Below are 23,240 nucleotides of genomic sequence, written 5' to 3'. Positions count from 1 at the left end.
GCCCCTGCGCACCGTCGCTGCGGCGCCTGCAACAGGTTTTGGGGTCACAATCGGGCCACGACGAATCCTAGCCCGTATTCTCCTTCGATGGCGCATGTTTTCCGCCGATTTTCCGTGAGAACCATTCGGTAGTGCTCTGGATGATGAAATACAGCGACGGAATGATGAACAGACCGATCAGCGTCGCCCCCAGCATCCCGCCGATGATGGTGATGGCGCCGTCCGATCTGTGGGGGCAGGCTTTTCACGACAGCGTCGATATCTGGCAATCCGAACAGGCGATGTTCGCCTTTCATTTCGCGCTGAAAGGGGCACCCGAATATCCGCTGGCGACGGGCTGGTCGGTGACCGGGGCTGAAGCCTCGATCATGGAGCGGCCGGAAAGCATCTATCAGCTCAACCAGGATCTGGCGCGGGGCGAGATGGAGCTTGGCGATTATCCGCTGCAGATCGTTCATGCGGCGGGTTACGACCGCACGCGCGCCCCTGCCGGCTATTCGCTGCTGAAGATCGAGGGCGGGATGCCCTATGCCCTGAAGGAGGGGCCGGAGCATTGGGACGCGATCAAGGCGCAGGTCGCAGACGAGGTTCTGGACCGCTATCTGCGCTATACCCCGAACCTGACGCGCGACGATGTGTTGGCCCGCGTCATCATGAGCCCGCTGGACATCGAACGGATGAACCCGGCGATGTGGCGCGGCAGCGTGCATCATCTGGACAAGCGATGGGGCAACTTCGCGCCTTACCGGTTGCCGATACCGGGACTTTACCAGACCGGCGCCTGCACCGCGCCGGGCGGTTCGGTCACCGGCCAGCCGGGGCGCAACGCGGCCATCGCCATTCTGGAGGATGACGGCAAGAAGCTGGGCGATATTGTAGGGAAGGGCTGAGAGATGCGCGGTTCCGGTCGGGGAAATGGGGCCACGGCATGGGCTGGCCAATCGGCCATTCTGGTGGCGTTTGCGGGACTGTTCGTCGGGGCTCTGTTTCTGGGCGCGGGGGTTTCGGCGCAGGATCGCCCTCCACCGGCTGCAGCCGGGCAGGCTGATGCGGCGGGCGAGGAGACCCTTGCGGATATGCAATATCCCGACGACATCGACCCGGCCTGGTTCAACAAGCTGTTTCAGCAGGTCGCGTTGAACCCGTCGGTCGCCGCCGCGCCGGAACAGCCGCTGCCCTTCAACCATGAATGGCATGTCACCGAAGTCGGGCTTGACTGCACCAACTGTCACACCAATCCCGATCCCGGTCGGCTGATGACATTTCCCGACACCCAGACCTGCATGGACTGCCATTCCGACATCGCGACGGACAAGGAGCCGATCCAGCGACTGACCCAATACCACGACAATCAGCAATCGGTGCCCTGGGTCCGGGTCTATCAGCTTCTGCCCGGCGTGAACTGGAGCCATCGCACCCATGTCGATGCCGGAGTCGGCTGTCTGAACTGCCACGGCCCGGTGCCGGAGCTTGAGCAGATGCGCGAGGTGACGGCGGTGACCGCGATGGCCAGTTGTCAGAGCTGCCACCAGCAACAGGACGCGCAGAATGGAACGGCGTTGAATACCTGTGCCACCTGTCACACCTGGCCGGATGACAAATGGATCGAGGTCGGGCAATAGCGCCCCCGCGCGGGCTATGACGGCCAGCTCTGCCGATCCGCGCGGCGGCAGTGCTGATGCGGATTTCGATCTCGGACCCTCGGCCTCGGCCCCGGCGCAGACGATGGCGCTTCTGACCAATACCGACGGGCTGTCGACGGTCAGCTTCGCCGGCGTGGGGGCCAGGACTGGGTCCGGGTTGAGCCCCGGCGCGCTCGACGGTCTGATTGTTGCGGCTGACTTTTTCGCGCTGCATTCGGGCGACACGCTGGGATCGGTCCGGCAGGGGCGATGCTGATCGGGCGAGGGCTGGGCGATGTGATGCCGGCCCTCATCGTCGCCGTCTCGGGCGCGATCACGGCGGCGCTGTTTCTCGGCCAGCTTCTGTTGCCGCTGGTGGTGCAGCCGCTGGTCGATCTTTACGTTTGCCCGGCGATCGTCCTGATCGCCGCGATCCTGCTGCTGCCGATGGCCGTTCTGGTGGCATTGTTGCCGAGAAAATCGTGACCGCTCAGGCCTGAAGCGCGTGGCGGACGCGTTCCCGGCTGAGCGGCAGATCATGCACCCGCCGCCCGATCGTGTTGCGCAGGGCATTGCCGATGGCGCCGCAGGTCGGGCCTTGGGCGGCCTCGCCCGCGCCCAGATAGGGTTGGCCGGGGCGGTCGATGACATGGACCGCGACGCTGTCGGGCACATGCGAGAAGCGCAGGATCGGATAGCTGGACCAGTCGGTGCTGGTAATGCCGCCCTGATCGAAGGTGACCGTCTCGAACAGGGTCCAGCTCATCGATTGCAGGATGCCGCCCTCGGTCTGGTTGATGATGCCGTCGGGGCTGACCGCCTCGCCGGCATCGATCGCGGCGACGGCGCGGACCAGCCGCACATCGCCGACCGCCGGATCGACCTCGATCTCGACCGCCAGCGCCAGATATGAGGCGAGGTTCTTGTAGCGCGCATAGGCGAAGCCCACACCGCGCGTGCCGCCGGGCTCGCCGATCCCCGACCAGCCGAATTCGGTCGCCGCCCTTTCAACCACGTCGCGGGCGCGCGGGTCTTCCAGATGACGCAGCCGGAACTCGACCGGATCGGTCCCGGCCATCAGCGCCAGTTCATCCATCGCGCTTTCGACCGCGAAGACATTGGCGAAGGCGCCGAGCGCCCGCAGCGAGGAAATCCGCAGCGGTGCGGCTTCGATGAAATTCCACAGGATGCGCCGGTTCGGAATGGTATAATAGGGATTGGCGTTGCGGTCACCATTGCCGGTCGGCACGATCGACAGCTTGCCGACGAAGGGCGGATAGGGATCGGCCTTCATCTGCCCGGCCAGCAGCGCGGGCGGACCGCCGGGGCGGCCGGTATGGGTGCTGGAATAGAGATCGTAGCTCCAGGCCGAGATCATCCCGCCATCGCCCAGCTTTGCCCGAAGCTTCAGCAGCATGGGCGGGCCGTAAGGTTCGTTCGCATGTTCCTGTTCGCGCATCCAGACCAGCCGGATTGGGCGGCCGGGCAGTTTCGAAGCGATCAGCGCCGCATCCGCCGCCGCGTCATCGGCACCATTATGGCCATAGCAGCCCGCACCCTCGGCATGGATCACCCGCACCCGTGCCGGGTCCATGTTCAGCAGTTCCGCAATCGCGTCGCGGTCGGCGAAGACGCCCTGCGTATGCGACCAGACGGTCATGTCGTCACGTTCCAGCACCGCCAGCGCGCAGGACGGCCCGATTGAACCATGCATCAGATAGGGGCGGGTAAAGACCGCCTCATAGGTTTCGCCCTCGGCGGCGTCCGGGTCGCCTTCCTCGGCCACGGTGCCGGTTTCGCTGACATTGGCCTCCAGCCAGGCCGACATGGCCGTCTGGTCGGGCAGGGCGGGGCCGTCCTGCCAGTTTGCACTGGCCTGCAATACCCGCATGGCGCCGATCGCCTGAAACTCGCGCTCGGCCACGACGGCGAGAAAACTGCCGTCGCGGATGACGGCGACGACACCGGGCATGGCTTCGGCCGCGGCAATATCGGCCTCGATGAGTGTCGCGCCGGGCGACGCCGGGCGGATCACGCGGGCATGGACCATGCCTTCAGGCCGCAGGTCCTGAATGAAGGCCGCGCCGCCGGTCGCCTTCAGGGCGATGTCGGGGCGCGGCAGCGATTGGCCGATCAGCCGGAAATTCGCCGGGTCGGTCAGCGGCGATTCCGGCAGCGCCTCGACATGCAGGTCGGTCTCGGCGACCAGTTCGCCAAAGCGCAGTGTCCTGCCGTCCGGGGCGATGATCTGGCGGTTCTCGGCGCGCAACCCGTCGGGCGCGATCCCCCAACGGCGGGCGGCGGCGGCGATCAGCAGCACGCGGACCTGCGCGGCGGCGTTGCGCAGCGCGGTGCCGCTATACTGGATGGTCATGCTGCCGGCGGTGAAACCTTCGTCCGGGGTGCGCCCGGTATCGGCATTGACAAGGGTCAGCTGGTCGATGCCGATGCCCAGTTCCTCGGCCGCGATCTGCTTCAGCGGCACCTTGATGCTCTGCCCAAGCTCGGCCTTGCCCGAGAAGGCGGTGATCGCATCGTCGGGGGCGATGTGGATCCAGGCATCGAGCAGCCGCGTATCGTCGAGGCTACCGGGCAGGTGGGCCGGTTCAGGTGCTGGCGCTTCGGGCGCGGCGACCTGTGCGAAGGCCGGCAGGAAAGTATACCCGACGATCAGTCCGCCCGCCCCTGCAATGACCTGACGTCGACTGAGATCGAAGGGCTTCGCGGTTTCGGGGCGTCCGGACATCATCAACCCTCCTGAACGGGATTGGCGTCGCGATACAGTTCGGCGGCGCGGCGGATCGCCTTCATGATCCGCATATGGGTGCCGCAGCGGCAGAGATTGGTCTGGAAGGCGGCGCGGATTTCATGGTCCTGCGGATCGGGATTGTCGCGCAGCAGCGCCTCGGTCCGCATCATCATGCCGGGGATGCAATAGCCGCATTGCATCGCCTGCAACTCGATGAAGGCCCGCTGCACCGGGCCGGGGGCTTCGGCGGTGCCCAGCCCCTCGACCGTCTCGACGGCGCGGCTTCCGATGACCGAGATCGGGGTGACGCAGGACAGCACGGCGCGGCCATCGACCAGCACCGTGCAGGCCCCGCATTGGCCAAGGCCGCAGCCGTATTTCGGCCCGTTCAGCCCAAGATCGTCGCGCAGCGCGTAAAGCAGCGGTGTTTCGGGCGCAGCATCAACGCGTGTCTCGGCGCCGTTCACCTTCAGGGTCGTGGCCATGTTTCAACCTCCTGCGGCATTCACGTTTGCCGGCCCGCGCTCGATCCCGTTGGGGGGCAGCGTGGTCACCGGGTATTCGCCCGAGCGGGTATCGCGCACGATCCGGTCCAGCCCCTGCCATGCGGGCGCGGCCGAGAACCGCGCCCGCAGATAGGTCAGTAGCGTCACCATATCGGCATCATCCAGCGCATCGGCGAAAGGCGGCATGATCGGCGCTGCCTCGCCATCGGCGGGGGGCAGGCCGAACATCACCAGATTGACCAGGTTCTGCGGATGCGGCGCACTGACCGGGGTGCTTTGCGACAGCGCGACCCCGCCAAAGGACAGGGGCTTGCTGTCCTCATGGCACTGGGCGCAAATGCCGGCATAGAGTTCGGCGCCGCGATCGGCGGCAAGATCGGCACGGTCGGTCACGCGCGGCTCGCGCGTGCCCATCTGGTCCATCAGATAGACCGCCATCGCCCGGACATCGGCATCGGGCAGGAAGCGCAGATTGGCGGTCACCTCGGCCATCGGACCGGCGGCGATGCCATGCGTCTCGTTCCAGCCCTGATGCAGATACTGGTACAGGCTGTCCTCGGTCCACGGGATCGGCGCGGGGTTGGCGGCGTTCAGCGCGACGGCCTGCCAGCCCTCGGCCTCGCCGCCGTCGAAATGGCGGCTTTCGGCCAGTGCGCCGAAGGCATTGCGCGGCGTGTGGCAGCCGGAACAATGGCCCAGCCCCTCTGCCAGATAGGCGCCACGGTTCCAGTCCTCACTCTTGTCGCTCTGCACAGGCCGTTCGCCTTCGTCGAAGAAAAGGAATTTCCAGCCGGCGAGGACTGGCCGGAAACCGAGCGGGAAGATCAGCTCGTTCGGCGTATCCTCGCGGCGGATGGCGGGCCGGGTCATCAGATAGGCGTAAAGCGCCTCGATATCGGCGTCCGAGATGCGGGTATACTGGTCATAGGGAAAGGCCGGATAAAGGTGGTTGCCCTCGCGGTCGACCCCCTGCCGCATGGCGCGGCGAAAGGCATCGAGGCTCCAGTTGCCGATGCCGGTTTCGGGGTCGGGGGTGATGTTGGTGGAGAAGATGTCGCCGAAGGGGGTCGGCAGGTCAAACCCGCCGGCAAAGGCAGGCTCGCCCGGTTCGGTATGGCAGGCGACGCAATTGCCGACGGCTGCCAGATCGGCGCCGCGCGCCACCAGTTCCGGCGCAAACTCGCGCGTCGCGGCCGAGGCGTCGGGCGCGATCTCGGCCCTACGCGCCAGCAGCAGAAACGCAGCCAGCCCCAGCACCGCCAGCACCACAAGCCCCGCCAACAGTCTGAGTATCCCCTCTGCACGCATGTCAGACCCTCTCAGCCAAAGCCGGGGAACAGCCGCAGCGCATTGCCGCGCTCGACCGCTTGCAGGTCTTCGCCGGTGAAGACCGTGGCCAGCCCCTCGTTCGTCTCGATCGAGCTGCGATACGGGTAATCGGTACCATACACGATCTGGCCGATTCCCGCCATCTCGCGTGTCCCGGCAAGGGTGACAGCGTTCGAGACGGCCGCCGTGTCGTAGTAGAAGCGGCGCAACTGGGTCTCGATCTGCTCGCGGGTGAACTGGCCGGCATAGGGTGGCCGTTCGATGGACTGTTCGACGAAGCGCTCGTAGAAAGACGGGACCGACCCGCCGCCATGTGAAAAGATCCAGTTGATATTCGGGTATTTCTCGCCAAATCCGCTGAAGATCAGCGTGAAGATCGTGCGGGCCGTGTCGGTGCCGTATTCGATGAAGGCATCGTTCAGGTCGCGCACCACGTTGACGCAGCAATTGGCGTTGGTCGGATGGGTGTAGACGGTCGCGCCGCGCCGGTCGAGCTCGGCCCAGACCGGCTCGAACTCGGCATAGCCCAGCCATTTGTCGCCATAACTGGTCAGACAGCCTACCCCGTCCATCTTCAGCGTATCGAAGGCATATTCGATCTCGCGCAGGCAGGCATCGATATGGGGAAGCGGCAGCATCGCGAAGGCGCCGAAGCGGCCGGGATGATCGGTGCGCAGCCGCACCGCATATTCGTTGGATTCCCGCGACACGGTCGCGCCCTGTTCCGCGCTCAGGTTCTTCAACTGCGGCGTGGAGGGCGACACAATCGAGGTGGCAACCCCGCCCTGATCCATGTCTTCCAGCGACTGCTGCACGGACCAGCCTGCCATGGGCGGGTTCGCGGTTCCCATTTCCTCCATCGCGGCCAGGAAGGCGGGCGGGGTGATGTGGTGATGAACGTCGATCCGGTGCGCCGCCGGCTGGGCCAGCAGGCGGCCGCCCGGCAGCAGCAGCGTGGATGCCGCAGCGCCGGTGCCGATCAGCAGCCCGCGCCTCGTCATGTCAATGTCGGACGCGAAGCGGTCACAGCCGCATGCGCGGTGGTGGAGGTGATGGGAATGGAAGGAATTCATCGTTCACTTCTATCTGTGAATGGGACGTTCGCGCAGCAAAGCAGCCCGTCCTTCGGGCGACACCCGTTGATTCCGCGAGGGGCTCGGATCTTGCCAACGGGCAAAAGGCAACACTTCATCCTTCGGCCCGGCGCTTCGTCAAGGTCGGACGGTTGCCGAGCGCCTGATGACACCAGCCTGCGTGACGCAAGGACGATTCTTCAAGCGTTCATTGATGCAAGCTGTGCAAAACCGCCTGGAATATAGAGGTCATCCGAGGATCAACGGATGACGGCTGCGGCGAGAGCGATTGCCGACAGGGAGACCTTCGGGCATCTGTCGCAGCGGGTTGCGATGCGCCTCCCAACCCCCACCATGCCGAAGCATACCGCGGCAGAAACCTGTTCGAACGCGCCTTCTGCTGCCCCGAGGACGGGAGACGAAGCCCCCCGCTCGGGCAGACCCGCTCCGACAGAGTCGCGATCAGCGCCGCTTCAATCGTCGGACGCGCCGCCCTCATCATCTGGCGGACGTGATTGCGCCCCTAGCCGCGCTCCCTGCTGGGTGGCCGACGCAAAACGATAGCCGATGCCGGGCTCGGTGAAGATGAAGCGCGGGGCGTTCGCATTGTCGCCGAGCTTTTCGCGAAGATGGCCGATCGCGACCCGCAGGTAATGGCTATCGTTCTGATGGGTCTGGCCCCAGACGGTGCGCAACAGCTGTTCATGCGTCAGCAACCGCCCGGCATTCTGGATCAGCAGGGTCAGCACATCGAATTCCTTGCGCGTCAGCCGCACCGGCGTTTCGCCAAGTGTCACCATCCGCGCCGCGACATCGACGGTCAGATCATCGACCGTAATGACGGGGGCCACGTCGTCCGTGGCGCGCCGACGCGCCAACGCCCTGAGCCGCGCCAGAAGCTCGCCCGAGGCGAAGGGCTTGGTGACGTAATCATCCGCCCCCGCATCCAGCGCCGCGATGATCTCGCCCTCGTCCGAACGCACCGAGACGACCATGATCGGCACCGATGACCATTCGCGGATCGCCGCGACCACGTCCTTGCCGTCCAGATCGGGCAGCCCGAGATCGACCAGCACGACCGAGGGCGCGCCGGTGGCGGCGGCTTCGATCCCCTCGCGGCCGCGCGCGGCCTCGGCCATGGTGTAGCCCGCGCCTTCGAGGACGACGCGCAGAAAGCGGCGGATAGGGGTCTCGTCCTCGATCACCAGAATGCGGGCGGGGGCGGTGTCAGTCATCGGCATCCTCGGGGCTGGACAGATCGGCAGGCAGCAGCAGTCGGATGGCCGCACCGCGCCCGGCCGGCGGCTCGATCGCGGCGACGCTGCCGCCATTGGCTTCGACCATGCCCTTGACGATGGCAAGCCCCAAACCGGTTCCGGCAGGTTGGCCATCGCCCTGCACCGCGCGGTGGAACAGGTCGAACACGTTGCCGCGTTCGGCCGGCGGAATGCCCGGGCCTTCGTCGCTGACGGTGATGGCGACCTGCGCGCCCTCGGGCGCGGCAGTGATGCGGATGGTGCTGCCCTCGGGTGCGTATTTGCTGGCGTTTTCCAGCAGGTTCGACAGCGCCTGACCGATCAGAAGGGGATCGACCAGAACCGGCGGCGTGTCCGGCGCGACCTCGACCGCGACGGCGAACCCGTCCAGCACGCGGGCCAGATCGGCGCGGGCGGCGGCGATCAGTTCGGCCGCCTCAACCCCGCGCAAGCGCGGGACGAGCGCGCCGTGTCCCAGCCGCGTCATCCCCAGAAGATTGCCGACGAAACGGTCCAGCCGCCGCGCCTCGTCCAAAGCCTGCCCGGTCAGGGCGCGATCCTGCGCGGGCGACAAGCCGCCATCCTCCACCGCCGAAAGCGCGCCGATCACCGTGACCAAGGGCGTGCGCAGATCGTGGCTGACGCTGTTCAGCAGCGCCGCGCGCAGCTTTTCGGTTTCCGAGGTCAGCCGCGCCCGCTCCAGATCGTCGCCGACCTTGATGCGCTCGACGGCAACCGCGACCTGACCCTCGACCGCGTTCAACAACCGGCGGGTGTCGGGGTCCATCCGGCGCTTCGGGTCGGTGAAGCGCAGCCCGATCACGCCCATCGGCGCGCCCTGCGTGGCCAGCGGCAGGAACATCCAGCCAGCCGCCGGCAGCGTGTCGGTATCGCGCCCGGCGGCCTGCCCGCGTTGAAAGGCCCACAGCGCAGCCGCGTCCGAGATCGGGTCCAGATCCTCCTCGATCGACGGAAATCCCTGCACCTGCGTCAGATGCCCTTCCGATCCCGGCATCAGGATCAGCGAATGGCATTCCAGCGTGCGCGCGATATGCGCCGCCGCCGCCCACAGCACGTCATCGGTGGTCGAGGCCGAGGCGATCTTGCGGGCGAAATCATACAGCGTCTCGGTCCGCGATTGCGCGTCGCGCATGAACTCGACCTGTCGTTTCAGCCGCCCCGCCAGCGTGCCGGTGAACAGGGCCGAGATCGTGAAGACCAGCAGGGCCACAACGGATTCTTCGGCGGAGACCTTGAAGGAATAATAGGGCTCGGTGAAGAAGAAGTTATAGGTCAGGAAGCTGATGATGCTGGCCGTGATGGCCGCGGCAACACCCCGCCGCATCCCCACCGCCAGCACGCCGACCAGATAGATCACCGCCAGCGAGGCGACGGGCAGGACATGCCAGAAGGGCCAGGAGATCAGCGTGCAGAAGGCGGCAGCCGCCAGCGACTCCACAAGGATGCGGAACCAGCGCTGCCCATTGCGCGGGCGCGTTCCGCGCGGCGCGGCAAGAGCGCGGCCACCAAGCGGGGTCAGGATCGTGACCTCGAAATTCCCGGCGGCCTCGACCAGTCTTTCGGTCAGGGGCGGGAAGAACCGCGATTTCAGCCGGTCCAGCCAGCCGACGGAGGCAGGGCGGCTGACCACCAGCCGGGTCACGTTCAACTGCCGCGCAGCGTCCAGAAACGCGCCCGCCACGTCATGTTCGGCATGAAGGGTGCGCGTTTCGGCGCCCAGACGTTCGGCCAATTGCAGCGCGTCGATCATCGCGCCCGAGGCGGCGGCGCCCCGCGCCTCGATCCCCGGCGTCAGCACATGGGCCACGACCCAGGGGATGCGGGCGCGGTCGGTCATCCGCCGGCCCGCACGCACCAGCCCCTTGGCGGTCGCCGGATCGTCCAGACAGACCATCAACCGGTCCTGAACCCCGGTCCGCCCCATGCCGCGCGTCAGTGCCAGCATCTCGGCATCGACGCGGCTGGCGGCGGTGCGCAGCGCCAGTTCGCGCAACGCGGTCAGGTTCGGCTTGGAAAAGAAATTCGCCAGCGCCCGTCCGGCTTCCGCCGGCATATAGACCTTGCCGTCATGCAGCCGCTGGATCAGGTCGTCGGCCGGCAGGTCGATCAGCTTGATCTCGTCGGCCATCTGCAACACGGCGTCGGGCACAGTTTCCTGAACCTGAATGCCGGTGATCCGCGCCACCACGTCATTCAGGCTTTCGACATGCTGGATGTTCAGGGTCGTGTAAACGTCGATCCCGGCGGCGAGCACCTCCTCGACATCCTGCCAGCGCTTGGGGTGGCGCGAGCCGGGGGCATTGGTATGGGCCAGCTCGTCGATCAGGGCGACGGCGGGGCGCCGGGCCAGCAGCGCATCCAGATCCATCTCGGTCAGGCGGCGGTCGCGATAGGAAATCTCGCGCCGGGGGATCTGGTCCAGCCGGGCCAGCAACGCCGCCGTTTCAGTGCGCCCATGGGTTTCGACAAGTGCCGCCACCACATCGCTGCCCGCCTTGCTGCGGGCGGCGGCTTCTTCCAGCATGGCATAGGTCTTGCCGACGCCGGGCGAGGCGCCAAGGAAGATTTTCAACCGCCCCCGTGGCGATGCCTCTGGTGCTGCCTCGGCATTCGCTTCGGGCAGGAAGGCTTCCGGGTGGGGGCGGTTGTCATCGTTCATGGCGCGACCTTACGCGCCCGCCGCATCGAGCGCGAGGTTCGCCCGCAACACATTCACCATCGCGCCGTCGACCAAACCAAAGGCCGGCCCGGTGGTCGCGGTCCTGATCGCGGCGCGGATGCGGTCTTCGTCCAGCCCCCGCGCCGCCGCGATGCGCGGCACCTGCGCCAACGCGGATGCGAGCGAGATATGCGGATCAAGCCCCGAGGCTGAGGCCGTCGCCATGTCGGACGGCGCAGGCTGGCGGTCGAAGGCGGCGGCGCGCGTCCGCACCTGGGCCAGCAGCTCGGCCGAGGACGGCCCGAGGTTCGAGCCGCCGGAACCGGCGGCGTCGTAATCCACCGCCGAGGGACGGCTGCGCAGATATTCGGGCCGGGTGAAGTTCTGCCCGATCAGGCTTGATCCGACGATGACGCCATCGCGGGAGATCAGCGAGCCGTTGGCCTGCGCGGGCATCAGCACCTGCGCAAAGCCGGTCATGGCCAGCGGATAGGCAAGCCCGAGCATCAGCGAGAAGGCGCCAAGCAAGGTCAGCGCGGGGCGGAGTTGTGTCAGCATGGGAAAACCTCAGGCCAGATGCAGCGCGTCGACGAGAATGTCGATCAGCTTGATACCGATGAACGGGGCGATCAGGCCGCCCACGCCGTAGATCAGAAGGTTGCGCGACAGCAGCGCACCCGCCGTGGCCGGGCGGTATTTCACCCCCTTCAGCGCCAGCGGGATCAGCGCGACGATCACCAGCGCGTTGAAGATGATCGCCGACAGGATCGCCGATTGCGGCGTCCCGAGACCCATCACGTCCAGCCCCGCAAGGCCGGGATAGGCGGCCACGAACAGCGCCGGCAGGATGGCGAAATATTTCGCCACGTCATTGGCGATGCTGAAGGTGGTCAGCGCCCCGCGCGAGATCAGCAGCTGCTTGCCGACCATGACGATCTCGATCAGCTTGGTCGGGTCGCTGTCCAGATCGACGAGGTTGCCGGCCTCTTTCGCCGCCGGGGTGCCCGAATTCATGGCCACGCCCACATCCGCCTGCGCCAGCGCCGGCGCGTCGTTGCTGCCATCGCCGCACATCGCGACCAGCTTGCCCGAGGCCTGCTCGGCGCGGATCAGTTCAAGCTTCTTTTCGGGCGTGGCTTCGGCAAGGAAGTCATCCACCCCGGCCTCGGCGGCGATGGCGGCGGCGGTCAGGGGGTTGTCGCCGGTAATCATCACCGTGCGGATGCCCATACGGCGCAATTCGGCAAAGCGGTCGCGGATGCCGGGCTTCACCACATCCTTCAGGTGGATGACGCCAAGAATACGCCCGTTCCGCGCCACCACCAGCGGCGTGCCGCCCGACATGGCGATCCGGCGGACCAGCGGCTCGGCCGCCTCCGCGCCGCCTTGGGGAAAGGCCCGCGCCATGGCGTCCGAGGCGCCCTTGCGGATCTCGGTCCCATCGGCCAGATCGACGCCCGACATGCGGGTCTGGGCGGTGAAGGGCACGAACGTCGCCCCGTCGCGCAGCGTGCCTTGGGTCAGGCCGTGCAGCTTCGCGGCCAGATCGACGGTCGATTTCCCCTCGGGCGTGTCATCGGCAAGGCTGCTGGCGAATGCGGCCTCGGCCACCTCGCGCTCGGTCACGCCGGGGACGGGCAGGAAGGCGTCGGCCATGCGGTTGCCGAAGGTGATGGTGCCGGTCTTGTCCAACAACAGCACGTCGATATCGCCCGCCGCCTCGACCGCGCGGCCGGATTTGGCGATGACGTTGGCCTTGACCAGCCGGTCCATGCCGGCAATGCCGATGGCCGACAGCAAGCCCCCGATGGTCGTCGGGATCAGCGTGATGAACAGCGCGGCCAGCCAGATGACCGGAATGGTGACGCCGGACCAGCCCGCAAAGACCGGCAGCGTCGTGACCACCAGCAGAAAGACCAGCGACAGCCCGGCCAGCAGGATATCGAGCGCAATCTCGTTCGGGGTCTTGGCGCGTTTGGCGCCTTCGACCAGCGAGATCATCTTGTCGAGAAACGTCTCGCCGGGCTTCGCGGTGACGCGCATCACCAGCCAGTCGCTGACCAGCCGCGTGCCCCCGGTCAAGGATGACCGGTCGCCACCCGATTCCCGGATGACCGGGGCCGACTCCCCGGTGATGGCGCTTTCATCGACCGAGGCCACCCCCTCGATCACCTCGCCATCGGTCGGGACGATATCGCCCGCCTCGACAAGGATCAGGGCGCCGGTTTCAAGATCGGGCACGGCGATCATCTTGTAGAGTTCGCGATTGCCTTCGTTCAGCAGCGCCTTGGCCTTGGCGGTGGATTTGGTGGCGCGAAACGCATCGGCGCGCGCCTTGCCGCGCCCCTCGGCCACGGCCTCGGCGAAATTGGCGAAGATCACCGTCGCCCAAAGCCATAGGACGATCTGCACCGACAGGGCGCGGCCCGGTTCGGACCAGTTGAGCGCGGCCAGCACCGTGGTCACGGCGGCGACGGCGGCGGTGGCGAAGATCACCGGATTGCGCATTAGCTTGCGCGGGTCCAGCTTGGCGAAGGCCGCAAGCGCGGCGGGGCGCAGGATTTCGGGCGCGAACAGGCCCGGTTCGGATTTTGCGTGTTTCGACATGTTATGCCTCAGAAGCTTTGCCCGGCGGCGATCGACACATGTTCGGCGATCGGGCCAAGGGCCAGCACAGGAAGGAAGGTCAGCGCGCCGACGATCAGGATCGTGGCGACCAGAAGGATGGTGAAGGCCGTGCCATGGGTCGGGAATGTCCCCGCCGTGGCTTCGGCGCGCGGCTTGGCGGCAAGGCTGCCCGCAATGGCCAGCACCGGGATGATATAGCCCCAGCGGCCGATCATCATGGCCAGCCCGATCATGCTGTTATGCCAGACGGTATTGGCGCCGAAGCCCGCGAAGGCGCTGCCGTTATTCGCCGTGCCCGAGGTATAGGCATAGATCAGCTCGGTCAGCCCATGCGGGCCCGCGTCCTGCACCGCGCCCGCGGCGTTGCCGGTCAGGATCGAGACCGCCCCCAGCACCAGCACGCCCACGGGCATCACCAGCAGCGTCAGGGCGGCCAGCTTCATCTCGCGCGCCTCGATCTTCTTGCCCAGCCATTCGGGTGTGCGCCCGACCATCAGCCCGGCCAGGAACACGGTCAGCACGACATACAGCACCATGCCATAAAATCCCGCGCCGACGCCGCCGAAGATGACCTCGCCCACCAGCATGTTGAACAGCGGGATCATGCCGCCAAGCGCCATCAGGCTGTCATGCATGGCGTTTACCGCGCCGCAGGAGGCGACGGTGGTCGCGACCTCGAACAGCACGGTTTGGGCCAGCCCGAAGCGGACCTCCTTGCCCTCCATGCCGGTGCCCGGTTCGGTCAGGCCGGCGTAAAGCGGGTTGCCCGCGCGTTCAGCAAAATAGGCGGCCAGCAGCACGGCCACGAACATCGCCGCCATCGCGGCGAAGATCGCCCAGCCCTGACGGCGATCACCCACCATGCGGCCATAGAAGAACGGGAAGGCGGCGGGGATGACCAGAATCGCGAAGATCTGCGCGAGGTTGCTGAGCGCGGTCGGGTTCTCGTAGGGATGGGCCGCGTTGACGTTGAAAAAGCCGCCGCCATTTGTGCCCAGCATCTTGATCGCCGCCTGACTGGCCACCGGCCCTTGGGCGATCACCTGTTGCCCGCCTTCCAGCGGGGTGGCGGTGACGGACCCCACCAGCGTCTGCGGCACGCCCTGCCAGACCAGCAGAACCGCAAGGATGATCGCGCCGGGCAGCAGCAGATACAGCACCGCCCGCGTCAGATCGACCCAGAAATTGCCGAGATCCCGCGTCGACCGGGCCGCAAGCCCGCGCACCACCGCCACCGCCACCGCGATGCCGGTCGCGGCCGAAACGAAGTTCTGCACCGTCAGGCCGAACATCTGGCTGAAATGCGACAGCGTGGTCTCGCCGCCATAGCTTTGCCAGTTGGTATTGGTCATGAAGCTGATCGCGGTGTTGAAGGCCCCATCGGCGCTCATCGCGCCGAAGCCCTGCGGGTTGAAGGGCAGATAGCCCTGCAGCCGCAGCACCAGATAAAGCAGCAAAAACCCCGCCGCATTGAAGGCGAGCACGCCCGCCGCATAGCCGGTCCACCGCTGGCCCGCGCCATCGGTGCCCGCCGCGCGCAGCAGCAGCCGCTCGACGGGCGCCAGATAGCGGATCCGGCCGGTGAACACCCCGGCCATATAGGGACCAAGCGACAGCCCGGCAGCGGTCAGGGCCGCGAGGAACAGCGTTAAGAACAGAAGATCGGACAGCATCTCAGAACCTTTCCGGCGCCAGCAGCGCGCACAGGAAATAGATCAGCAGAAGCGCGGCCAGCCCGCCGCCGAGGATGAGATCGACGGTCATCTCACCGCTCCAACCGCTGGATCAGCGCAAGGGACAGCCGCGCGCCCGCGAAAAGCGCAAGGCCGGATGCCGGAAAGATCAGGTCAGGGAGTGTCATGGTATTTCGCCATTGTGGTTAGCATGGCGAAAAGGTGGCGTTTCAGCGCGTAACGGCGCCATGTGCAATTGGGCCGGACGCGTAACGCGGGCGTAAATTTTCGGGGGCAGGCTGGCAGGCGTCGGACGAAAATCCTCCGCTACGGACGGCGGTTCGGGGCGCCGCCCATTTCGTCCGGCAGGCTCTCATTGCAAGAAAGCGCGCAGCATCGCGCCTTCGCTGACCAGCCATCCCGAGGAATGGTCAGGCGACCCATTCCACGAAGTCGGGCCGCGCCATCAGCGCTGCCATGCGCGCCTCGCCGTCATCGACGCGCATCTGCATCGGCGCCCGGGTCGGGCCGGCATCGACGCCAATTGCGCGCAGCGCCGCCTTCATGCCAGGCAGCACGCCGGTTTCCAGCAGCGCCTCGACGAAGCGCGCCGAAGTGTCCTGGAGCCGCTGCGCTTTCGCCAGATCGCCGCTGCGGAACGCCTGATCCAGCGCGACGTAAAGACGACCCAGCAGATTATAGGTGGTGCCGATGCCGCCATCGGCCCCCAGAACCGCGCCCGACAGATAGATCTCGTCAAAGCCGAAGAAGATCGTCGCATCGGGCGCGCGGCGGCGCAGCATCGACAGTTTGAACATGTCGGTGGAGGTGTATTTGATCCCCGCGACATTGGGCAGATCGATGATCGCCACCAGCGTTTCCAGGCCTATGGGCCGGCCGGTGCGGATCGGCACCTCATAGACGATCAGCGGCAGGTCGGTCGCCGCCTGCAAGGCACTGTAATAGTCGAGGATCTCGGCATCGGTGAAGGGATAGGAATGCGGCGGCAGCGCCGACAGGCCCTGATAGCCCAGTTTCGCCGCGTTCTTCGCCAGCCGCACCGAATCGCGCAGGTTCGGCGCGCCGACATGGGCGATCAGCACCGTGTCCGGGGCATCGCCCGCGACGATTTCCTGCTGGGCCAGCAGCTCCTCGATATCCAGCAGCCCGGATTCGCCGCTGCTGCCGCCGACATAAAGCCCCGCCAGCCCCTGCCGCAGCACATAGGCGTTCAAGGCGCGCTGGCGATCCGGGCTGAACGCGCCGTCATCGGTCAGCCCCGTCATCAGGGCCGCATACATCCCGGCGAGTTGTCTCGTCATCCTGTCCTCCCGCGAAACATGTGGTTAGCATAGATTTTCATTATTGTTTGACAAGCAATAATTGTGGTATTACCAAAATATCAGGGAGCGACGCAGGAGGAGGAGCGGGCCGTGACCGAGATCGCCGTATCGCCACGCATGCCCGACGTTATCGCCGAGGCGCTGATCGGTGAGATCCGCAGCGGCGCGATTTCCCGCGGCCAGCCGCTGCCGCCCGAACGCGAGTTGTGCGAACGCTTCGACGCCTCGCGCCCCACCGTGCGCGAGGCGCTGGCGCTGATGCAGATGCGGGGCTTCCTTGATGCCGGTGGCGGCCGGCGCCCCCGTGCGGCACAGCCCTCGCTCGAATCCATTCTGCACTCTACCGCCGGGCATATCCGCGACCTTTTGGGCAATGCCGAAAGCGGCGCGCATCTGGAACAGATGCGCCAGTTCATCGAAACCGGCGCCGCGCGCGAGGCGGCGATCCGCGGCGACCGGATTCAGGTCGCGCGGCTGCGGGATGCGCTCGACCGCAATCAGGCGGCCATCGGCACGCCGCGCTTTGCCGAGACCGATATCGCCTTTCACCGGGTGCTGGTCTCCATCGTCGGCAACCCGGTCATGCTGGCGCTCCACGACATGTTCGTCTCGGAATTGCTGGCGCAGCGGCCGCCGGTCGAGGATCCGCGCCGGCATGACGAGATCGCCCATGACGAACATCGCGCGATCTATGACGCGGTTCTCAGCGGCGATGTGATGGCGGCCACCGAGGTCATGGACCGCCATCTGGCCCGCTCATACCGCGCGCGCCTTTTGACGGCAGGACGGACCACGCCGACCTGAAACGAAAATCAACGGAGGAGGAGAAAATGCTGAAGAGTTTTCTGATGGCCGGTGCCGCCATCATCGCGCTCGGCGCTGCGGCGGATGCACGCGAACTGACGCTCGGGATGCAGGATAACGAGGCCACGCCCGTCTATAAGGGGGCCGAGGAATTCGCCGCCAAGCTGGCCGAACTGTCGGGGGGCGAACTGACCGTGAAGCTGTTCCCTTCGGCGACGCTGGGCGATTTCAAGGCCATGGTCCAGCAGGCGCAGGCGGGCGAGCTTGATTTCGTCATCACCGGCTATCCCGACATGTCCTATACCATCCCCGAGCTGAAGCTGATCGGCGCGCCCTATGTCATCGCGGATTATGCCCAGCTGAAAGAGGTCGTGGCCGGTCCCTGGGGACAGGAGATGGCCGGCAAGTTCGAGGATCAGGGCATCCATGTGCTGGATGTCTGGTATTACGGCACCCGCCAGACCACCGCGAACAAGCCGATCAATTCGATCGAGGACATGAAGGGGCTGCGCCTGCGCACGCCGAACGTGCCCTTCCTGATCGCCTATGCCGAGGCTGTGGGGGCAGTTCCCGCGCCGGTCGCCTTCGCCGAGGTCTATCTGGCGCTGCAGACCAATCAGGTCGATGCGCAGGAAAACCCGCTGACCACCATCGATGCGCAGAAATTCTATGAGGTGCAGAAATCGGTGGCGATGACCAACCATTTCGTCGCCTCCTCGGCGGTGCTGATGGCCAAGTCGACATGGGACAGCCTGTCCGATCAGGAAAAGGAATGGGTGACGACCGCCATCAAGGACGGCGGCGCGGTGAACGACAAGCTGCTGGAGGAAGGCGAGGCCAGTCTGGTCAAGGCCTTCGAGGAGCGCGGCCTGACCGTAACCCAGCCCGATCTTGCCCCGTTCAAGGCCGCGATGCAGCCCTATTACAACACGCTCGAGGCGGAGTTCGGCGAAGGCGCAATCGCGAAAGTGACGGCGAAATAAGCGCACCGCGCGCAGGCGGAAAGGGAGGAAAGCCATGAAACCGCTTCGCAGATACGGGCCTGAAGGGATCGCCGCGACGATCCTGTTCATCGCGCTGATCGTGGTGGTGATGATTCAGGTTCTGGGCCGCACGCCCCTGTTCACCGGCCCGGTCTGGACCGAGGAAGCGGCCCGCTGGCTGTGGGTCTGGATGGCGATGATCGGCATTGCCGAGGTCGAACGGACCGACAGCCAGCTGCGCATGGGCTTCCTGGTCGAACGCCTGCGCCGGCGCGCGCGCATCGCGGTCTTCACCGCAATCGACGCGGTGTATCTGGCGGTGGTTCTGAACCTGATCTGGATCGGCTGGAAGACCATACAGCGGACCTGGACGAACGAGGCGGTGACGCTGCCGGTCAGCGATGCGGCCCTTTATGCCTCGGGCTTCGTCGCCATGATCCTGATCGCCAACCGGCTGATCCGCCGCATCCTCGGCCTCGGCCACCGCCATGACCCCGACGAAGTGGAGCCGACGCTGTGATCCTTGCCATCATTGCTATTGGCTGGCTGTTGCTGGTTCTGGTCGGGGTGCCGATCGGGATTTCGATGATCCTCGTCTCAATGGGCTATTTCTACTGGTCAGGCATCGGGCTGGCCTTCGCCATGTCGCGCATGGTCGACGGGTTGAACAGCTTTCCGATGCTGGCGGTGCCGCTGTTCATCCTTGCCGCCGCGATCCTGAACGGGGCCGGGATCACCCATCTTCTGTTCGGCTTCGCCCGCGCCCTTGTCGGCCATATCCGCGGCGGCCTCGGCCATGTCAACGTGCTGGCCAGCCTGTTCTTTTCGGGCATGTCCGGCTCGGCGCTGGCGGATGCGGGCGGCCTCGGCAAGATGGAGATCGAGGCGATGCGCAAGGCCGGCTATGACGATGACTTCTCGGGCGCAGTCACCGCTGCATCCTCGATGATCGGGCCGCTGGTGCCGCCCTCGATCACCATGGTGCTGTACGGGGTGATCGCCAATACCTCGATCGGCAAGCTGTTTCTGGGCGGCGTCGTGCCGGGCTTTCTCTGTGCGGCGGCGCTGATGGTGATGGTCTATATCATCGCGCTGCGCCGCGACTATCCGCGCGACCGCTGGCCCGGCTGGGCCGATGTCGGGCGGTTGTTCGTGCGCTCGTTTCCGGCGCTGCTGACCCCGGCTGTGATCGTCGGCGGCATCTTCAGCGGCTTGTTCTCACCGACCGAGGCGGCGGCTGTCACCGTGGTCTATGCCATCGTGATCGACCTGATCTTCTATCGCGAACTGACCTGGCGGCGGCTGTGGGATGCGCTTTATGAAACGACCGCGACCTCGGCCGGGATCGCGACGATCATCGCCGGGGTATCGCTGCTGGGCTATGTGCTGGCCCGCGAACAGGCGCCCCAGCAGATCGCCGCCATGTTCCTGAACATCGCCGACGGCCCGGTCAGCTTCCTGATCGCCGTCAACCTGATGATGTTCGTGCTGGGTATGTTCATCGAATCCTTGGTGATCCTGCTGATCGTGGTGCCGATTCTGGTGCCCATCGCGCTTGGCTTCGGCATCGACCCGATCCATTTCGGGGTGATCGTGGTCCTGAACCTGATGATCTCGATCCTGACCCCGCCGATGGGCATGGCACTGTTCGTGGTCGCGCAGGTCAGCGGTATTCCCTTCCAGAAACTGGCCCGTGCCATCCTGCCCTGGATCATCCCGCCGGTCGTGGTGCTGATCCTGGTCTGCGTCTTTCCGGTGCTGGCGACCGGGCTGCCGGGGTTGATGAAATGAACGTGCTCGAACGCCTGCGGGGCGGACTCGTCGTCTCCTGCCAGCCGGTCGATGGCGGCCCGATGGATCGGCCCGAGATCGTCGCCGCCATGGCGCAGGCGGCGGTCGCCGGGGGCGCCGCCGCGCTGCGGATCGAGGGGGTGGAGAACCTGCGCGCCACCCGGCCCGTGGTCGAGGTGCCGATCATCGGCATCGTCAAGCGCGACCTGCCGGACAGCCCGGTGCGCATCACCCCGACCATCGCCGATGCGCAGGCGCTGATCGCCGCCGGGGCCGATATCGTGGCTTATGACGGCACGGCCCGGCCGCGCCCGGATGACCGCGATGCGATCCTCGCCGCGATCCGGGCCGGCGGCGTGCTGGCGATGACCGATTGCGCGGAACCGGATGACGGCCGCGCGGCGCTGAGCGGCGGGGCCGCGATCATCGGCACCACCCTTTCGGGCTATACCGCCGAAACCGCCACCGATGATGACGCGCCCGATCTGGCGCTGATCGGGCGGTTTCAGGCGCTTGGCGGCTTCGTCATGGCCGAGGGGCGGTTCAACACGCCCGAACTCGCGCGGCAGGCAATCCTCGCGGGCGCCGATGCCGTCACTGTCGGCAGCGCCCTGACCCGGCTCGAGGTGGTCACCGGCTGGTTCGCCGATGCCATCCGGCGGCCCAGATGATCCGCGGTTTCGCCGTCGATCTGGGCGGCACCAAGACCGCCGCCGCGCGGATCAGCGACGGGCGGATCGTCGCCCGCGAACAGGCGCCGACCGATGGCAATGCTGGGTTCGACGGCCAGATCGCGGCGATGAAGGCGCTGCTCGATCGGCTCGGCTATCCGCGGGGCGAGGCCCTGGGCGTCGCGGTGGCGGGCCGGGTCGATCAGGAAGGCCGCTGGCAGGCGGTCAACGCCGCGACCCTTCCCGGCATCACCGGAGAGCCGCTGCTGACAAAGCTCCGCGCGGTTTTCGGCGATCGCGTGATCCTGCGCAACGACGCCGCCGCCGCCACCTTGGCCGAGGCGCGGCTGGGGGCAGGGCGCGGCGCCCGGCATTTCGCCTATCTGACCGTCTCGACCGGGGTAGGTGGCGGCGTCATGTTGGACGGCAGTCTGCTGCAAAGCCCGAATGGTCTGGCCGGGCATGTGGGCTTCATGTCCTCGCCCTTTGGTGACGAGCGATGTGGCTCGGGCCGCCGGGGCACCGTCGAAAGCGTGGCCTCGGGCCGCGCCATCGCCCGCGCCGCCGGCACGCCCGATGCGCGCGCCGCCTTCGCGTCGGATCAGCCGGAAGCGCAGGAAGCCATCGACCGCTCGGCGGCGGCGGTAGCCCGGCTCTGTGGCGATCTGACAGCGCTGTTCGGCCTCGACCGCATCGCGATCGGCGGCAGCGTCGGCTTGGGCGAGGGGTATCTGGCCCGCGTGCTGGCCAAGTTCGAGGAGGAGCCGCCCCTGTTCCGCGTCCCCGTCATCCCTGCGATCCTGGGTCACGACAGCGCCCTGCTGGGGGCGCTGCTGCCGGACAGCGAAATGTCCTTATCCTGAGTGGGAAGGGCGGTCGGGGTTGTCCCGCTTTCGCCGCGAACCGCCGGAGAGGTCGCAGTTGGTCTGGGCCATGCGCCACGACACGTTCCGCGGCAGGCGGAGGTAGACGCTGAAGCAGTTGCGGCGCTATGCCCAGGCGAGATGCTGCTGGCGGTGGCGGCTGCCCCGACCGAGGCTGCCGTTAGGCAGGATCAGGAGGGGAGTGGAACGCTCTCTCGTCGCCGGCGATCGGACTGCGTTTGACCGCCTGCAGCGTGATGCGAGGATGATCCGTCGGATTGGGGCGATCGTGCCGCCGATCCTCGCCGTCACCGATATGATCGCGCGGCGTGCGCCTGACCACGCCGGCGAGGCGCGGGGTGCGGCTGGCCTCGGCTTTCGATCCGGTGCGCGGCATCCGACCCGGACCGGCCGTTCGTCCCACAACCGTTATTGGCTGTTCCGTCGCGCCGATGGCAATCAGTGCGAGGGAACTTGGCTGGCGCAACGGGCCTCCGGGACCGATTTTCCCCGAGGCGTGCCGCCCGGATGATCTCACTCCTGCCGGTCATTGGCGAACTGGATGCCCGCCGTGCCACCGGTGTCGATGAACAGGTTCATGAAGGCCGGGACGGTGTCCTTGCGGGCCCAGTCACGCTGCAATTCGCAGAACAGCTGCGGCACGCTGATCATCTTGCCGCCCGCCTGTTCGATCCGGCGCAGCGCGGCCTCGTGCGCGGCCAGCGAGGTGCCCCCCACCGCATCGGTCACCACATAGACCTCATACCCTTCAGCCAGGGCATCAAGTGCCGGGAAGGTCAGGCAGGCCTCGGTCCAGAGTGCGGTCATGATCAGCTTCCTGCGGCCGGTTTCTTCAACGGCCTTGCGAAACTCGACATCCTCCCAGGAATTGATCGTGGTCCGGTCATAGGTCGGATAATCCGCCAGCGCCTTGCGCAATTGCGGGATCGGCGGCTTGTTCAGCCCGGTCTTGACGTTGACCGTCGAATGAACGATCGGCAGGCCATAAGTCACTGCCGCCTGGGCCGTGCCGACGATGTTGTTGACCATCAACTGCCGGTCCATCGAAGCGATCGAATTGACCTGCACCGGCTGGTAATCGATGACGATCAGGGCCGAATTTTCGGGCGTCAGCAGTCGATCCTGAACCGGATCGCGACGTGGTTCGCTGGTCATGATGAACTTCCTTTCGATTGCACTGGGTTGACGGGTTTCATCGGGGGTCAGTCCCGGCTGACGCTGCGCGGCAGAGGCGATGGTCAATGCCTG

Annotated in this window: 23 protein-coding genes; 11 read left to right on the top strand and 12 right to left on the bottom strand. The window is 66.4% G+C overall.

All coding sequences use genetic code 11. The features are described from left to right. The first annotated feature begins 164 nt into the window (after positions 1-164). The 4 genes from H1S04_RS03545 to H1S04_RS03530 are packed head-to-tail and all read left to right on the top strand — an operon-like array spanning position 165 to position 2,108. On the top strand, positions 165-890 hold the full coding sequence (locus tag H1S04_RS03545) for an NAD(P)/FAD-dependent oxidoreductase (RefSeq protein WP_181744161.1): 726 nt from the start codon (positions 165-167) through the stop codon (positions 888-890). 3 nt (positions 891-893) lie between these two features. Continuing rightward, complete coding sequence (locus H1S04_RS03540) at positions 894-1,622, top strand: cytochrome c3 family protein (protein WP_181744160.1); 729 nt, start codon at positions 894-896, stop codon at positions 1,620-1,622. Between the two features lie 16 nt (positions 1,623-1,638). Continuing rightward, positions 1,639-1,899, top strand: a complete 261-nt coding sequence (locus H1S04_RS03535; protein WP_181744159.1) for a hypothetical protein — start codon at positions 1,639-1,641, stop codon at positions 1,897-1,899. Then, the gene (locus H1S04_RS03530; protein WP_181744158.1) at positions 1,893-2,108 is read left to right on the top strand and encodes a hypothetical protein; all 216 of its coding nucleotides are present in this window, start codon (positions 1,893-1,895) and stop codon (positions 2,106-2,108) included. The genes H1S04_RS03535 and H1S04_RS03530 overlap by 7 nt, the downstream gene beginning before the upstream one ends. Before the next feature lie 4 nt (positions 2,109-2,112). Here the strand turns inward: H1S04_RS03530 and H1S04_RS03525 are convergent, their stop codons facing one another. The 11 genes from H1S04_RS03525 to H1S04_RS03475 all read right to left on the bottom strand — a co-directional run bounded on the left by H1S04_RS03525 (position 2,113) and on the right by H1S04_RS03475 (position 16,838). Further along, positions 2,113-4,368, bottom strand: a complete 2,256-nt coding sequence (locus H1S04_RS03525) for a molybdopterin cofactor-binding domain-containing protein (protein ID WP_181744157.1) — start codon at positions 4,366-4,368, stop codon at positions 2,113-2,115. Positions 4,369-4,370: 2 nt separating this feature from the next. Further along, complete coding sequence (locus H1S04_RS03520; protein ID WP_181744156.1) at positions 4,371-4,856, bottom strand: (2Fe-2S)-binding protein; 486 nt, start codon at positions 4,854-4,856, stop codon at positions 4,371-4,373. Positions 4,857-4,859: 3 nt separating this feature from the next. Beyond that, a complete protein-coding gene (locus tag H1S04_RS03515; RefSeq protein WP_181744155.1) occupies positions 4,860-6,185 on the bottom strand; it encodes a cytochrome c in 1,326 nt (441 codons plus the stop codon). 11 nt (positions 6,186-6,196) lie between these two features. Next, positions 6,197-7,207, bottom strand: coding sequence for an amidohydrolase family protein (locus H1S04_RS03510; RefSeq protein ID WP_181744154.1), 1,011 nt, complete (start codon positions 7,205-7,207; stop codon positions 6,197-6,199). Positions 7,208-7,752: 545 nt separating this feature from the next. Further along, entirely contained in the window at positions 7,753-8,514 is a 762-nt protein-coding gene (locus tag H1S04_RS03505; protein ID WP_181744153.1) for a response regulator, read from the bottom strand. Continuing rightward, the gene (locus H1S04_RS03500; RefSeq protein ID WP_181744152.1) at positions 8,507-11,215 is read right to left on the bottom strand and encodes a sensor histidine kinase KdpD; all 2,709 of its coding nucleotides are present in this window, start codon (positions 11,213-11,215) and stop codon (positions 8,507-8,509) included. Before H1S04_RS03500 ends, H1S04_RS03505 begins: the two co-directional genes overlap by 8 nt. A gap of 9 nt (positions 11,216-11,224) precedes the next feature. After that, positions 11,225-11,773, bottom strand: a complete 549-nt coding sequence (gene kdpC / locus H1S04_RS03495) for a potassium-transporting ATPase subunit KdpC (RefSeq protein ID WP_181744151.1) — start codon at positions 11,771-11,773, stop codon at positions 11,225-11,227. A 9-nt stretch (positions 11,774-11,782) separates the two neighbouring features. Continuing rightward, positions 11,783-13,822 carry a potassium-transporting ATPase subunit KdpB gene (kdpB, locus tag H1S04_RS03490; protein WP_181744150.1) on the bottom strand — a complete coding sequence of 680 codons (2,040 nt, stop codon included), beginning with the start codon at positions 13,820-13,822 and terminating at the stop codon, positions 11,783-11,785. Positions 13,823-13,830: 8 nt separating this feature from the next. Further along, positions 13,831-15,516 carry a potassium-transporting ATPase subunit KdpA gene (gene kdpA, locus H1S04_RS03485; protein WP_181744149.1) on the bottom strand — a complete coding sequence of 562 codons (1,686 nt, stop codon included), beginning with the start codon at positions 15,514-15,516 and terminating at the stop codon, positions 13,831-13,833. 1 nt (position 15,517) lies between these two features. After that, complete coding sequence (locus H1S04_RS03480; protein ID WP_181744148.1) at positions 15,518-15,607, bottom strand: potassium-transporting ATPase subunit F; 90 nt, start codon at positions 15,605-15,607, stop codon at positions 15,518-15,520. A 340-nt stretch (positions 15,608-15,947) separates the two neighbouring features. Further along, positions 15,948-16,838 carry a dihydrodipicolinate synthase family protein gene (locus H1S04_RS03475; RefSeq protein ID WP_181744147.1) on the bottom strand — a complete coding sequence of 297 codons (891 nt, stop codon included), beginning with the start codon at positions 16,836-16,838 and terminating at the stop codon, positions 15,948-15,950. A 111-nt stretch (positions 16,839-16,949) separates the two neighbouring features. Between H1S04_RS03475 and H1S04_RS03470 the strand changes: the two genes are divergently transcribed. The 7 genes from H1S04_RS03470 to H1S04_RS18485 all read left to right on the top strand — a co-directional run bounded on the left by H1S04_RS03470 (position 16,950) and on the right by H1S04_RS18485 (position 22,503). Further along, complete coding sequence (locus H1S04_RS03470) at positions 16,950-17,663, top strand: FCD domain-containing protein (RefSeq protein ID WP_298945846.1); 714 nt, start codon at positions 16,950-16,952, stop codon at positions 17,661-17,663. A gap of 26 nt (positions 17,664-17,689) precedes the next feature. Continuing rightward, positions 17,690-18,646, top strand: coding sequence for a sialic acid TRAP transporter substrate-binding protein SiaP (locus H1S04_RS03465; RefSeq protein ID WP_181744146.1), 957 nt, complete (start codon positions 17,690-17,692; stop codon positions 18,644-18,646). Between the two features lie 34 nt (positions 18,647-18,680). Further along, complete coding sequence (locus H1S04_RS03460; RefSeq protein WP_181744145.1) at positions 18,681-19,166, top strand: TRAP transporter small permease; 486 nt, start codon at positions 18,681-18,683, stop codon at positions 19,164-19,166. Further along, positions 19,163-20,437, top strand: a complete 1,275-nt coding sequence (locus tag H1S04_RS03455) for a TRAP transporter large permease (RefSeq protein ID WP_181744144.1) — start codon at positions 19,163-19,165, stop codon at positions 20,435-20,437. Before H1S04_RS03460 ends, H1S04_RS03455 begins: the two co-directional genes overlap by 4 nt. Next, positions 20,434-21,108 carry an N-acetylmannosamine-6-phosphate 2-epimerase gene (locus tag H1S04_RS03450; RefSeq protein WP_181744143.1) on the top strand — a complete coding sequence of 225 codons (675 nt, stop codon included), beginning with the start codon at positions 20,434-20,436 and terminating at the stop codon, positions 21,106-21,108. The genes H1S04_RS03455 and H1S04_RS03450 overlap by 4 nt, the downstream gene beginning before the upstream one ends. Continuing rightward, positions 21,105-21,971, top strand: a complete 867-nt coding sequence (locus H1S04_RS03445; RefSeq protein ID WP_181744142.1) for an ROK family protein — start codon at positions 21,105-21,107, stop codon at positions 21,969-21,971. The genes H1S04_RS03450 and H1S04_RS03445 overlap by 4 nt, the downstream gene beginning before the upstream one ends. Before the next feature lie 202 nt (positions 21,972-22,173). Then, on the top strand, positions 22,174-22,503 hold the full coding sequence (locus H1S04_RS18485; protein ID WP_220185080.1) for a hypothetical protein: 330 nt from the start codon (positions 22,174-22,176) through the stop codon (positions 22,501-22,503). A 2-nt stretch (positions 22,504-22,505) separates the two neighbouring features. Here the strand turns inward: H1S04_RS18485 and H1S04_RS03435 are convergent, their stop codons facing one another. Continuing rightward, positions 22,506-23,147 carry a hydrolase gene (locus H1S04_RS03435; RefSeq protein WP_181744140.1) on the bottom strand — a complete coding sequence of 214 codons (642 nt, stop codon included), beginning with the start codon at positions 23,145-23,147 and terminating at the stop codon, positions 22,506-22,508. Positions 23,148-23,240 lie beyond the last annotated feature (93 nt).

This window comes from Paracoccus sp. S1E-3 (assembly GCF_013868135.1).
In the GTDB taxonomy this organism is placed as follows: domain Bacteria; phylum Pseudomonadota; class Alphaproteobacteria; order Rhodobacterales; family Rhodobacteraceae; genus Paracoccus.
Note: the sequence above shows the minus strand (reverse complement) of the source record. Positions and strands in the feature narration are given on the sequence as shown.

Coding starts and splice junctions, on each gene's coding strand:
- kdpB (WP_181744150.1), bottom strand. CDS start 13,822: ATGTCGAAACACGCAAAATCCGAACCGGGCCTGTTCGCGCCCGAAATC.
- kdpA (WP_181744149.1), bottom strand. CDS start 15,516: ATGCTGTCCGATCTTCTGTTCTTAACGCTGTTCCTCGCGGCCCTGACC.
- H1S04_RS03480 (WP_181744148.1), bottom strand. CDS start 15,607: ATGACCGTCGATCTCATCCTCGGCGGCGGGCTGGCCGCGCTTCTGCTG.
- H1S04_RS03450 (WP_181744143.1), top strand. CDS start 20,434: ATGAACGTGCTCGAACGCCTGCGGGGCGGACTCGTCGTCTCCTGCCAG.
- H1S04_RS03500 (WP_181744152.1), bottom strand. CDS start 11,215: ATGAACGATGACAACCGCCCCCACCCGGAAGCCTTCCTGCCCGAAGCG.
- H1S04_RS03545 (WP_181744161.1), top strand. CDS start 165: ATGAACAGACCGATCAGCGTCGCCCCCAGCATCCCGCCGATGATGGTG.
- H1S04_RS03435 (WP_181744140.1), bottom strand. CDS start 23,147: ATGACCAGCGAACCACGTCGCGATCCGGTTCAGGATCGACTGCTGACG.
- H1S04_RS03525 (WP_181744157.1), bottom strand. CDS start 4,368: ATGTCCGGACGCCCCGAAACCGCGAAGCCCTTCGATCTCAGTCGACGT.
- H1S04_RS03515 (WP_181744155.1), bottom strand. CDS start 6,185: ATGCGTGCAGAGGGGATACTCAGACTGTTGGCGGGGCTTGTGGTGCTG.
- H1S04_RS03540 (WP_181744160.1), top strand. CDS start 894: ATGCGCGGTTCCGGTCGGGGAAATGGGGCCACGGCATGGGCTGGCCAA.
- H1S04_RS03530 (WP_181744158.1), top strand. CDS start 1,893: ATGCTGATCGGGCGAGGGCTGGGCGATGTGATGCCGGCCCTCATCGTC.
- H1S04_RS03445 (WP_181744142.1), top strand. CDS start 21,105: ATGATCCGCGGTTTCGCCGTCGATCTGGGCGGCACCAAGACCGCCGCC.
- H1S04_RS03475 (WP_181744147.1), bottom strand. CDS start 16,838: ATGACGAGACAACTCGCCGGGATGTATGCGGCCCTGATGACGGGGCTG.
- H1S04_RS03505 (WP_181744153.1), bottom strand. CDS start 8,514: ATGACTGACACCGCCCCCGCCCGCATTCTGGTGATCGAGGACGAGACC.
- H1S04_RS03510 (WP_181744154.1), bottom strand. CDS start 7,207: ATGACGAGGCGCGGGCTGCTGATCGGCACCGGCGCTGCGGCATCCACG.
- kdpC (WP_181744151.1), bottom strand. CDS start 11,773: ATGCTGACACAACTCCGCCCCGCGCTGACCTTGCTTGGCGCCTTCTCG.
- H1S04_RS03520 (WP_181744156.1), bottom strand. CDS start 4,856: ATGGCCACGACCCTGAAGGTGAACGGCGCCGAGACACGCGTTGATGCT.
- H1S04_RS03460 (WP_181744145.1), top strand. CDS start 18,681: ATGAAACCGCTTCGCAGATACGGGCCTGAAGGGATCGCCGCGACGATC.
- H1S04_RS03535 (WP_181744159.1), top strand. CDS start 1,639: ATGACGGCCAGCTCTGCCGATCCGCGCGGCGGCAGTGCTGATGCGGAT.
- H1S04_RS03465 (WP_181744146.1), top strand. CDS start 17,690: ATGCTGAAGAGTTTTCTGATGGCCGGTGCCGCCATCATCGCGCTCGGC.